At 70.5% G+C, this 11,632-nt stretch carries 11 protein-coding genes; 6 read left to right on the forward strand and 5 right to left on the reverse strand.

Translation table 11 applies throughout. The features are described from left to right. The first annotated feature begins 116 nt into the window (after nt 1-116). The 6 genes from HUA74_RS20935 (at nt 117) to HUA74_RS20960 (ending at nt 6,953) form a co-directional block, all read left to right on the forward strand. Entirely contained in the window at nt 117-1,388 is a 1,272-nt protein-coding gene (locus tag HUA74_RS20935) for an FAD/NAD(P)-binding oxidoreductase (RefSeq protein WP_174455930.1), read from the forward strand. A 46-nt stretch (nt 1,389-1,434) separates the two neighbouring features. Beyond that, nucleotides 1,435-2,733 (forward strand): sigma-54-dependent Fis family transcriptional regulator, encoded by a 1,299-nt coding sequence (locus tag HUA74_RS20940; protein WP_174455931.1) that lies wholly within the window; start codon nt 1,435-1,437, stop codon nt 2,731-2,733. A 169-nt stretch (nt 2,734-2,902) separates the two neighbouring features. Beyond that, on the forward strand, nt 2,903-3,610 hold the full coding sequence (locus tag HUA74_RS20945) for an MBL fold metallo-hydrolase (RefSeq protein ID WP_174455932.1): 708 nt from the start codon (nt 2,903-2,905) through the stop codon (nt 3,608-3,610). A gap of 132 nt (nt 3,611-3,742) precedes the next feature. After that, complete coding sequence (locus HUA74_RS20950; protein WP_174455933.1) at nt 3,743-4,336, forward strand: rhodanese-like domain-containing protein; 594 nt, start codon at nt 3,743-3,745, stop codon at nt 4,334-4,336. Beyond that, nucleotides 4,333-5,226, forward strand: coding sequence for a sulfite exporter TauE/SafE family protein (locus tag HUA74_RS20955; protein WP_174455934.1), 894 nt, complete (start codon nt 4,333-4,335; stop codon nt 5,224-5,226). Before HUA74_RS20950 ends, HUA74_RS20955 begins: the two co-directional genes overlap by 4 nt. A 71-nt stretch (nt 5,227-5,297) precedes the next feature. After that, a complete protein-coding gene (locus HUA74_RS20960; RefSeq protein WP_174455935.1) occupies nt 5,298-6,953 on the forward strand; it encodes a formate--tetrahydrofolate ligase in 1,656 nt (551 codons plus the stop codon). 57 nt (nt 6,954-7,010) lie between these two features. Here the strand turns inward: HUA74_RS20960 and HUA74_RS20965 are convergent, their stop codons facing one another. The 5 genes from HUA74_RS20965 to HUA74_RS20985 all read right to left on the reverse strand — a co-directional run bounded on the left by HUA74_RS20965 (nt 7,011) and on the right by HUA74_RS20985 (nt 11,408). Then, the gene (locus HUA74_RS20965) at nt 7,011-8,171 is read right to left on the reverse strand and encodes a methyl-accepting chemotaxis protein (protein ID WP_371745647.1); all 1,161 of its coding nucleotides are present in this window, start codon (nt 8,169-8,171) and stop codon (nt 7,011-7,013) included. 297 nt (nt 8,172-8,468) lie between these two features. Further along, nucleotides 8,469-9,545: a saccharopine dehydrogenase NADP-binding domain-containing protein gene (locus HUA74_RS20970; protein ID WP_174455936.1), complete on the reverse strand. Its 1,077-nt coding sequence runs from the start codon at nt 9,543-9,545 to the stop codon at nt 8,469-8,471. Between the two features lie 95 nt (nt 9,546-9,640). Further along, entirely contained in the window at nt 9,641-10,135 is a 495-nt protein-coding gene (locus HUA74_RS20975) for a PTS sugar transporter subunit IIA (RefSeq protein WP_174455937.1), read from the reverse strand. 339 nt (nt 10,136-10,474) lie between these two features. Beyond that, nucleotides 10,475-10,969, reverse strand: a complete 495-nt coding sequence (locus HUA74_RS20980; RefSeq protein WP_174455938.1) for a PTS sugar transporter subunit IIA — start codon at nt 10,967-10,969, stop codon at nt 10,475-10,477. 82 nt (nt 10,970-11,051) lie between these two features. Further along, nucleotides 11,052-11,408 (reverse strand): hypothetical protein, encoded by a 357-nt coding sequence (locus tag HUA74_RS20985; RefSeq protein WP_174455939.1) that lies wholly within the window; start codon nt 11,406-11,408, stop codon nt 11,052-11,054. Between the last annotated feature and the right edge of the window lie 224 nt (nt 11,409-11,632).

The following is an 11,632-nucleotide window of genomic DNA, read 5'->3' on the forward strand; positions in this document are numbered from 1 at the left end:
TGTGAAACAGCTCTCGTCCCCGAGCGACACCCGTGTCGCCCTCGGGGACGATGGTGGCACGCGCCCTGCTAATGCCCCCTGTCGACGTCCCACGTCAGACAGGAAGCGAGCGCGCGATGAACCCGAGCGAGGACTGCGGCTGCACGGACCCGGCGACCACGCCCATGCCCCACGTGGCACCCGTGAGCGAGCGCCACCGAATCCTCATCATCGGCGGCGGCACGGCCGGCATCTGCGTGGCGGCGCGACTGGCTCGGCTGGGCCAGAAGGGCGTCGCGATTCTGGAGCCCTCCGAGCGGCACTACTACCAGCCGCTCTGGACGCTGGTGGGCGCGGGTGAAGCGCGCATCGAGGACACCGTGCGCGATGAGGCCGACTTCATCCCCCGGGGCGTGAAGTGGCTGAAGGATGCCGCCGAGGAAGTCGACCCCGTCCGCCGCGAAGTGCGCACCCGGGGCGGGCTGCGCGTGGGCTACGACTTCCTCGTCGTCGCGCCCGGCATCCAGCTCGACTGGGACAAGGTGGCAGGCCTTCGCGACGCGCTGGAGACCGAACACGTCAGCAGCAACTACGACGTGAAGCTCGCCCCCAAGACGTGGCGCATGCTCCAGCGCTTCCAGGGAGGCACCGCCCTCTTCACCCACCCGGCCACGCCGGTGAAGTGCGCGGGCGCGCCGCAGAAAATCATGTACCTGGCCGCCGACCACTTCCGCCGCACGGGGGTGATGGAGCGCTCGGAGGTGGTGTTCGGCTCGGGCGCCAAAACCATCTTCGGCGTGCAGCCCTATGCCCGCGTGCTGGAAGACGTGGTGAAGCGCTACGGCATCCACACCCACTTCGAGCACAACCTGGTCGCGGTGGACGGCGCCCGCCGCGAGGCCACCTTCGAGACGACGCGGGACGGACAGAAGAACCGCGTCACCCTTCGCTACGACCTGCTCCACGTCACCCCGCCCCAGAGCGCGCCGGACTTCATCAAGAACAGCCCGCTGTCATCGCGCGACGGCGCGTGTGTCGGCTGGGTGCGCGCGGACAAGCACACGCTCCAGCACCCGGGCTTCCCCAACGTCTTCGCGCTCGGAGACGCCTCCGACCTGCCCACCAGCCGCACGGGCGCGGCCATCCGCAAGCAGGCGCCCGTGCTCGTCGAGAACCTCCGGGCCGTCATGGCCGGCCGCATCCCCACCGCGCGGTATGACGGCTACGCGTCCTGTCCCCTCACCACGGGCTACGGCAAGCTGCTGCTGGCCGAGTTCGACTACGACGGCAAGCCCACGCCCAGCTTCCCCCTCATCGACACGCTCCAGGAGCGGCGGGACATGTGGCTGATGAAGAAGTACGGCCTGCCCCAGTTGTACTGGAAGTTGATGATGCGCGGCCGGGCCTGAGCCGGGCCAGGTGCGAGCCGCCGCGCACCGGGCTATGCAGCGACAGATGCCCACGTCCCGAACTCCGCGCTCGTCCCAGCTCGCCCTGTCCGCGCTCGATGCACTCGCGGGCGCCGTGCTGCTCGTGGATGCGAGTCGGCGCGTGGTGGGCCTGACCTCCGCGCTGGAGGCGCAGCTCGGCGCCCCGGTGCGCGAGGGGACTTTGCTCTCGGAGGTACTCATCCCGCAGGGCGGCGTCGAGCGACTGGAGGCCGTGCTCACCACGGGGCGGGAGACGACGGCGCGGCTGCGCGCGGGGGCGGAGACACAGGCGGTGCGCGTGCGCGCGGTGGCCCTGGAGAAAGAGGGCTGGGCGCTCACCGTCACCCGGGAGCCCACCGCGCGAAGCGCCGAGGGCGTCGAGGTGTTCCACGGCCTGTGGACCCAGGACGCCGAGCTGCGACGGGTCTTCCGCATCGTCGAGAAGGTGGCGCGCGCGGAGTCGAGCGTGCTGGTGCGCGGCGAGTCGGGCACGGGCAAGGAGAACATCGCCCACGCGCTGCATGCGCTGTCCGCGCGTGGCAAGGGGCCCTTCCGCGCCATCAACTGCGCGGCGCTGCCGCCGAACCTGCTGGAGAGCGAGCTGTTCGGCCACGTGCGCGGGGCCTTCACCGGCGCGGTGCGCGACAGTCCGGGACACTTCCGGTTGGCCCACGGGGGCTCGCTGTTCCTGGACGAAGTGGCGGAGCTGCCGCTGGACCTCCAGGCGAAGATGTTGCGCGTGCTGGAGACGCGCACCGTCATCCCCGTGGGAGGCCGGGCGCCGGTGCCGGTGGACGTGCGCATCATCGCCGCCACGCACCGGGCCCTGCGGCGCGAGGTGGAGGCGGGCCGCTTTCGCGCCGACCTGATGTACCGCCTGCGCGTGGTGCCCATCTTCCTGCCCACGCTCCGGGAGCGACGTGGGGACATCCTCCCGCTCGCCCTGCGCTTCCTGGGCGAGCTGCACCAGCGCGGGACGCGGCGCGTGGAGCGAATCGCCCCGGGCGCGCGCCGACTGCTGGAAGCCCACACCTGGCCCGGCAACGTGCGCGAGCTGCGCAACGTCATGGAGTACGCCTACGTCATTGGCGAGGGCGCGGTGCTGCGCGAGGTGGACCTGCCCCCGGAGTTCTCCGAAGGGAGGACTGCTTCATCCCCCGGTGTCGCCCTCTCGCCGACGACAGGTGTCCTGCTCGACGAACAGAAGGTGCGAGCGGCCCTGGCCCGAGCAGGCGGCAACCGCTCCGAGGCCGCACGCCTGCTCGGCGTCAGTCGCGTGACGCTGTGGCGCCGCCTGCGCGCCCTGGGCGAAGCCGGGCACTGAACCTGTTCCACTGGGGCGACAACTGTTTCACCAGGGTGTTTCAGTTGTTTCCCCGGGGACGGCGCTCCCTCCGAAATGGACCCGGGCCCTGCTCGGAGAAGGGGCACTGGCACGGCACTCGCAATATCGTCGGGGGCGCATGGCGGTCATCTCTTCAGGGAAACGGGCGATGCTCTTCCGACAGCTCTTCGACGCGGAGTCCTCGACCTATACGTACCTGCTGGCGGACCCGGCGACGCGAGAGGCCGTGCTCATCGACCCGGTGCTGGAGCAGGTGGAGCGTGACCTGCGGCTGCTGACGGAGCTCGGGCTGAAGCTGACGGTGGTGATGGAGACCCACGTCCACGCGGACCACATCACCTCGGCGGGACTCCTGCGCGCGCGCACGGGTGCCCAGGTGATGGCCTCCGCCCGAGGGGCGCCCTGTGTGGACCGACAACTGGTGCATGGGGACCAGGTGCGCGTGGGCGGGTTGGAGCTGCGCGTGCTGGAGACCCCCGGGCACACGGATGACAGCCTCAGCTTCCTGTGTGACGGGCGGCTCTTCACGGGCGACGCGCTGCTCGTTCGCGGCACGGGCCGCACCGACTTCCAGAACGGCGACTCGGGGCAGCTCTACGACTCCATCACCCGCGAGCTCTTCACGCTGCCCGATGCGACGGAGCTGTATCCCGGCCACGACTACGCGGGCTTCACCGCGTCCTCCGTGGGCGAGGAGAAGCGACACAATCCGCGACTGGCGGGCAAGTCTCGCGAGGACTTCATCACCTTCATGAACGAGCGGCGGATTCCACCCCCGCGCAAGCTGGACGTGGCCGTCCCCGCCAACCGCGCCTGCGGTCTGGACCCCGAGCCCCTGTCACCGTCCTCCGCATGACGTGACGTGCCCTCGGGCACGGGCGTCCGCGCCGTCATCCCAGAACCCTGGTGTCCGACCCCGAGAAACGGGACGGCACCCTATTGCCCGCGTCCTTCCCTCATTGGGAGGACGAGAGAAGGAGTCACCGTCTTGAGTCACCTCTTCGACAGCGCCCATCCCCAGCCCGCCGGATACCGCGACGTGGACGTACGACAGCTCGCGGCGGAGCGCCCCTCGGGGCTGCACCTGGTCGACGTGCGCGAGCCGTCCGAGCTGGATGGGATTCTGGGACACCTCGATGGCGTGCGTGCGGCACCGCTGGCCACGGTGCGTGAGGCGGCGGCCTTGTGGCCCAGGGACACGGAGGTGCTGCTCATCTGTCGCTCGGGGGCGCGGTCGGCGCGGGCCGCCACGCAGTTGGTGGAGCTGGGCTTCACGCGGATGATGAACCTGCGCGGGGGAATGCTCGCGTGGAACACGGAGGCGCTGCCCGTGGTGCGGCTGTCCTCCAGTGCGACGCCGACCCTGGCGGAGGTCCGCGACACCTTGCGAGCCCGGCTCCCTGGTGTCTCCGACGTGGAGGCGCTGCCCCGAGAGCCTTCGCGCGCGGAGCTTGGCGCCGTGCTGGACGCGCTCCAGGCCACGACTCCCTCGGGGCTGGTGGACACCGCGAGCTTCGAGCGGACGCTGCGCGAGGTCAGGGACCTGCTCGCCGTCGCGCGGTCTGGGGGCGCTTCGCGATGATGTTGTACGTGGGCCTCGCGGGCGCGTTGCTCGTGGGCGTGTTGTTGGGGTTGTTGGGTGGCGGGGGTTCCATCCTCACGGTGCCATTGCTGGTGTACGTGCTGGGTGTGGAGCCCCGCACGGCCATCGCCATGTCGCTGGTGGTGGTGGGGGTCACCAGCGCGAGCGGAGCGCTCTTTCATGCGCGGGCAGGTCGGGTGCGGTGGCGCACGGCCTTCGTGTTCGGCGCGGGCGGGATGGTGGGCGCGTTCCTGGGAGGGAAGCTCAATCCCCTCTTCTCCGCGAGCACGCTGATGTTGTTCTTCGCGGGGGTCATGGTGGCCGCGGCCATCGCCATGCTGCTGCGCACGGAGGCCACGCGGGTGTCCACCGAAGTCACTCCGCGCGCGACAACCCACGTGGGACGGATACTCCTTCAAGGCCTGTGCGTGGGAATCCTGTCCGGCCTCGTGGGCGCGGGCGGAGGGTTCCTCATCGTCCCCGCGCTCGCGCTGGTGGGCCTGTCCACGCCGATGGCCACCGCCACCTCGCTGGTGGTCATCGCGCTCCAGTGCGCCGCGGGCCTGGTGGGACATCTGGGTCATGTGGAATTGCCGTGGAAGCTCACGGGCGAGGTCCTCGCGGTGGCACTGGCGGGGAGCCTGCTTGGAGGAAAGCTCGCGGGACACGTGGCGCCGGGCTCGCTGCGCAAGGGCTTCGCGGTCTTCGTGCTCGCCACGGCCACCTTCTTGCTGTGGGCCCAGCTTCCCCTCGGACTGCGCGCGCGGCTGGGACAGGGGCTGGCCAGCGCGGGCGCCTGGCCCTGGGTGGCGGTGGCCACGGGCGTGGGCCTCCCCATTGTCCTGTGGCGGCTGCGTGTCGTCCGACAACGCGCGACGCGAGGACACTGACTGACCACAGGCGCGCGTCCCGTACACTTCCCCCGTTGACCCGTGACGCCGCCGCATCGAGAGTCCTCGGCATGAAGCTGAGACCCATCGCAGAAGTGGGCGCCGAGTTGGGCCTGGCTCCCGACGACGTGCATCCCTGGGGAACGAATCGCGCCAAGGTGTCACTCGACGCGCTCGGCAAGCAGGGCGACCGGCAGGGACGGCTCGTGCTCGTCTCCGCCATCAACCCCACGCCTCCTGGCGAGGGGAAGACCACCATGTCCGTGGCCCTGGCCATGGGCCTGCGCCGTCGCGGACGCAAGGCCGTCGCCGCGCTGCGAGAGCCGTCCCTCGGTCCCGTCTTCGGCGTGAAGGGCGGAGGCACCGGCGGCGGACAGTCCAGCCTGGAGCCCGCGGCGGACATCAACCTGCACTTCACCGGTGACCTGCACGCGATTACCAGCGCCAACAACCTGCTCGCCGCGCTGGTCGACAACGCCGTGTATTACGGCCAGCCCGTGGCCATCGACTCCACGCGGGTGCGGTGGCGGCGCGCGATGGACATGAACGACCGGTTCCTGCGCAACGTCATCATCGGCCTGGGCGGCAAGGCTCACGGCGTCCCGCGAGAGGCCGCGTTCGACATCACCGCCGCCAGCGAGGTGATGGCCATCCTCGCGCTGTCGGAGAACCTCAAGGATTTGGAGGAGCGGCTGGGCCGCGTCGTGGTGGGCCACTCGCCGGACGGCAAGCCCGTGCGCGCGCGCGATGTGGACGCGGCGGCGGCCATGGTGGCGGTGCTGAAGGACGCGCTGATGCCCAACCTGGTGCAGACGCGCGAGGGAGGCCCCGCGCTGGTGCACGCCGGCCCCTTCGGCAACATCGCCCACGGCTGCAGCTCCGTGGTGGGTACGCGGATGGGCCTGGCCTACGCGGACGAGGTCGTGACGGAGGCGGGCTTCGGCTTCGATTTGGGCGCGGAGAAGTTCCTCGACATCAAGTGCCGCAACACCGGCCTGTGGCCTCGGGGCGTCGTGCTGGTGGTGACGCTGCGCGCGCTGAAGTACCACGGAGGCGCACCGCTCGCGCGCGTGGCCGAGCCGGACAGCGCCGCCCTGGCGCGCGGCTTCGCGCATCTGGAGAAGCACCTGGAATCGGTGCGCGCCTTCGGCCTGCCGGCCGTGCTGTGCGTCAACCGCTTCCCGCAGGACACGGAGTCGGAGCTCGACGAACTGCGCGCCTTCGGCAAGGAGCGCGGCGTGGAGATGGCCGTGTGCGAGGGCTTCACGCGCGGCGGCGAGGGCGCGCTGGAGCTGGCGGACCGGGTGCTCGCGATGCTGGACGCGACGGATGCGGCGCCGCCCACTCCGCGCTTCCTCTACGAGTTGAAGCAGTCGCCCGAGGAGAAGGTCCGCGCCATTGCCCGCACGGTGTACGGCGCGGAGGACGTGGCCTTCACGGCGTCGGCGCGCAAGGATTTGGAGATGGTGCGCGAGCTGGGAGGCTCGGAGCTGCCGGTGTGCATGGCGAAGACGCACCTGTCGCTGTCGGATGACGCGACGAAGCAGGGCCGGCCTCGTGGCTTCACGCTCACGGTGCGCGAGGTGCGCCTGTCCGCGGGCGCGGGCTTCATGGTGGCGCTCACGGGCGACATCCTCACCATGCCGGGCCTGCCTCGCGAGCCGGCGGCGAAGCGCATCACCGTCCACGACGACGGCCGCATCACCGGGTTGATGCAGGGCGAGTAGCCGTCGCCCGGTGCATCGACGAGCACGGGCGGCCCGGACGTCGGGCCGCTCTTGCGCTCACACGCGGAACGACGTGGACAGCTCCTGGAGCCGGCCGAGCGTGGCGTTGATCTGCGTCACCGCTTCCTCGGCCGTCATGGTGGAGGTCACCACGTCCGCCATCATCGAGGACAGTTGCGTCATCACCTCGGTCATCTGCGCGATGCCCGCGTTCTGCTGGGTGACGGAGGCGACAATCTGGCGCGCGGCCTGACTGCTCTCCTGCACCACCGTGGTGATTTCCTTCAGCGAGTCGGCCGAGGCCAGCACCTGCTCGATGTTCTCCTCCATCTTCTCGCTGTCGCCCTCCGCGATGGAGGTCGTCTGGCGGATGGCCTGATTGATTTCGAGCAGAATCTTGCCGATGCGCTGCGTGCTCTGGAGGGACTGGCCGCTGAGCGCGCGCATCTCCCGCGCCACCACCGCGAAGCCCCGGCCCTCCTCGCCCGCGCGCGCGGCTTCAATCGCCGCGTTGAGCGCCAGCACGTTGGACTGGTCCGCCAGGTCCTTCACGCTGCTGATGATTTCCCCGGCGTGCACGGCCTGGTCGCTCAGGTGCGCGATGCTGCCCACGAGCGTGCCCACTCGCTGACGAATCTGCTGCATGCCCTCCGCGCTCTGCTCAATCGACTGCTGACCGGACGAGCTGAACGCGTCCGCCTGCGCCGCCACCTTCAGCACCATCTCCGCGCGGCTGGCCGCCATGCTGGAGGTCTGCGCGATTTCGGCGATGGTGGTGCTCGCCTCGGTGAGGCTGCGGGACTGGTTGGTGAGGAAGTTCACCTGGTCCTGGCTCGCCTGCGTCAGTTGCGCGGCCGCCGAGGACAGCTCCATCACCACGGACCGCAGCGTGGCGGGCACCTCGCGCAGCCGGTTGACCATCACCTGGAGGCTGCGGCCCAGGTCACCCACTTCGTCCTGCCCGGCCGTGTCGATGGGCTGCGTCAAATCCCCCTCTTGGGCGATTTTCTGCGCCACCGCCGACAGCCGCGCCATGGGCACCGCCACTTCCCGGTGCAGCCAGAAGGACAGCGCCACCATCAGCGCCAGACACACCAGCGACAGCGCCCCCACCAGCCACGAGGCCCCACCCGCCAGCACCACCGTGAAGATGACCGCCAGGAACACCGCGGCGACAGCCGGAGACAGCATCACTTTCTGCTTCAGCTTCAAACGCACCGAGCCCCCTCCCTCTCCGCGACCACGGAGCCCTCCGGCGTCATGCCGCCGTCCCACCCGGCCAGGCTCCGGCAGTTGAAGCGCGGCTCCCTGGGGAGCCTGCTGCGCCAGCTCATGTCGCCATCCTTCCGAGGGGCCCCGAGGACCCCCTGAAGCTCGGACGGACCGGTGATCCGCCGAAGCGCAGGATAGCCAACTGAACACTTGCTGCTAAGCCTCCCCCCGAAGGTCATCCCACAGTGTCACCCGAGGGGTTTCCACCAGTCTGGGTGGAAATAGACCCCTGCACTGGAAGGATCATCCCAGGGAGTCGAGGCGGCGGCAGCCATCAACGCGGAGGACGAAGTCGGCGCCGAAGGCACCGGCGGGGGTGAGGGCGCCGGGAGAGGGCTGGGCGAGCAGCTCTTCCACGGCGTGGATGGAGGCGCGGGCGGTGAAGGCGTAGCCCTCTGGCACTTCCAGCCAGGCCTGGGCGGAGCGGCCATCCGGGGCGCGGGCCTGGGCCCAGACCTGGGAGCGGCTGGACAGGCGCATGTCGGCGTCGGGGCCCTTCACGCGGGACTCGACGAGCTTCATCAATCCGTCGCGCACGAGGCCGACCTTCAGGACCTGGCTGAGCACGGGATAGGTCCACCGCAGGGCGCGAGCGGAGGACGAGGGGAAGGCCATGTACGTGGTGATGTTGGGGATGCCGGTGGTGCGGTACGCGGTGGAGAGGTCGCCCCAGGGGATGGGCATCACGGTGCGCTCGCGGTCGATGAAGCGCTGGCGGCGGGCGCCCTGGCCCATGGGGAAGGGTTGGAGGACGCCGTCGCGGCGGACCTTGCCGCCCTCGGGGAGTTGGAGGAGGGCGGACTTGGTGGTGCCGGCGCTGGCCTGGGAGCCGGCGCAGATGGCGATGTCGAGCTCTGTGGCGCCGGGGACCTGTTCGGCGACGTAGCGGGCGAGGCAGTCGGTGGGGACGACGTCGAAGCCGACGCCGGACATCAGAGACACGCCGCGCTCCCTGGCTTCGGCGTCATGGCGGAAGGAGCCCTCGAAGACGGGAATCTCGCCGGTGATGTCCAGGTAGTGGGTGCGCGAGGCGAGGCAGGCCTGGCGCATGGGCTCGCTGGTGTGGACGAAGGGGCCGGCGGCGTGGAGCACCAGGGGCAGGCCCTCCATCGCGGCGGCGAGCTGGCGTGCGTCGTCCAGCGCGGCGGGACGGACCTCCAGGCCGAGCGCGTCGGCCAGCGGGGTCAGCTTCTCGCGGGAGCGGCCGGACAGCACGGGCCGGTGGCCCCGACGCACGGCCTCCTCGGCGATGAGGCGGCCGGTGTATCCAGAGGCGCCATACAGCAGCCAGCGGGGGGTCGAGCTCGAAGTCGTCGTCACGGCCGGCCACGCTACCAGGAGCACCGGGCGCGGGATGGCCCGGGTTCGGACTGTGCTCGCTATCTGTCAGCGACCGTGCGCGAGCCGCCCTGCCCTCACCGGGCCAATGCGACTTCGGACCGGTGATTCACGTGCGCGTCCTCGACGCAGACGAGCAGCGCGCGCAGGGCCGAGGGTGACGGCGCCGTCAGGAGTGCCTCGCGCAGCCGCGCGTTGCGCAACAGCGCACCGATGCGCGCGAGCACATTGAGATGCAGGCCCGCCGTATCCGGCGGCGACACCATGCCCACGAAGACGTGCACGCGCCCTCCGTCGGCCTCGCCGAAATCCACGCCCTGGGAATGGACTCCCACGCAGGTGACGATGCGCGACACGCCGGCGAGCCGACAGTGCGGCACCGCCACGCCCCCCACCATCGCCGTCGAACCCAGCTGCTCACGCGCCAGCAGATGCGCCGCCAACTCCTTCGGCGACACCCGCGCCCGAGCCGACATCATCCCCGCCAGCTCGTGCACCACCCCCACCCGCTCGCGCGCCTCCAACGACAGGCGGACAGCTTCTACGTCCAGGAAATCAGTCCACCTCAGCATGCCTCACCTCCTCGGGCGCCCGGCTGCCTCCCGAGTCGGCGCAGAGATGTGTCCACCGCCGCGATTCCGCATCCCTCCGCTGTCTTTCTTCGAGCCCACTACACACTTCTCTCCGGTTTTTCGGGCTCAGTCGTTTCGACCCCGCCCCTCTCGGCTTCTCAACCTCGTCGAAGGCGAGCCCACGGACCGTCGCGTCATCGAGCGAGAACGTCGAGCGCCCCGGGACACGCCCTCCGGAGCGGCCCGGTCCACGCCTCGTCGCCCTTGGACCGGCTCCGCCAGATGCTCCGTGCCCGACATCCGCCTCGCCCTCCAGGGCGGCCCATCCGCGCACGGCACTCAGCGAGAGAGAGACATCTCGTTGCGAAGCGGCAGGCACGCCTCCTCCGCGCGAACGAGCAGCGCGCGCATCACTCCAGCCGACGGCGCGGCCATCAACTCCGCGCGCAATTCGGGGTCATGCAGCAGCGTCGCGATGCGCGAGAGCACATTGAGATGCAGCCCCGCCGTGTCCGGCGGCGACACCATGCCCACGTAGATGCGCACCAGCCCATCCTCGGGCGCGCCGAACGCCAGCCCACCCCGGTGGATGCCCAAACAGGTGACGATGCGCTCCACGCCGGCATGGCGACAGTGCGGCACCGCCACGCCTCCCTCCATGACCGTCGACCCCAGCTGCTCTCGCGCCAGCAGGTGCACCGCGAGCTCTCGCTGCGACACCCCGGCCCGGGCCGACATCAGCCCCGCCAGCTCGTGCAACACCGCCCCCCTGTCTCTCGCCACGAGCGACGGGCGGATGGCCTCCACGTCCAGGAACTCGGTCCACCTCAACATGCCTTCCTCCCAGGGCGGCACATCACCACCCGCACGGCGGAGCACCGAGGCTCCGCCACGAACTCGCCCGACTCGAGGACCCTCAAATCGCCGCCGCCACACGCTCGCGCCCGGACAGGACGATGCACGCGGCCAGCACCCGCGCCGTGAAGGCATCCCGCTCGTCGTCGTCGAACGCCCGTGCGAGCAGCTCGGGGTCGTCATCCAGGAACAGCGTGGAGCCCAGCCGGTCATACACGTGCTCCAGCAGGCCTCGGCAGCACGAGCACCGCCGAGCACCATCCAATGCATGTTCCGCACGCACTCGCGCCTCCACCAGCCGCTCCACGCCCAGCAGACGCACCGCCTTGAACGGTGCCTCACCGAGCGACGGACCGACCTCCGGCGTGGCCCGCGAGTGGAACAACGGCAGTGACTTCACGAATCGGGGCAGCCACATGGGTCCTCCGTGCCGGGCCTTCATGACCCGCGCACGCCCCTCCCCATCGCATCCGCCGTGCCGACCACCCTCGCGCCAGACGCTCGGAATCCGGAGCCTTTTTCCAAGGGTCCCCGCCGTCACCGTGCAGACCGCAACCTGGAGCCCCGCGCGGCACGGCACGTTGCGATGTTCCCGCGTGTCCCGGGCCGCGCTCGCCCGCCTGCCCGCCCACCCGGTGTGGC

Source organism: Myxococcus sp. CA051A (assembly GCF_013336705.1).
GTDB lineage: Bacteria > Myxococcota > Myxococcia > Myxococcales > Myxococcaceae > Myxococcus > Myxococcus llanfairpwllgwyngyllgogerychwyrndrobwllllantysiliogogogochensis.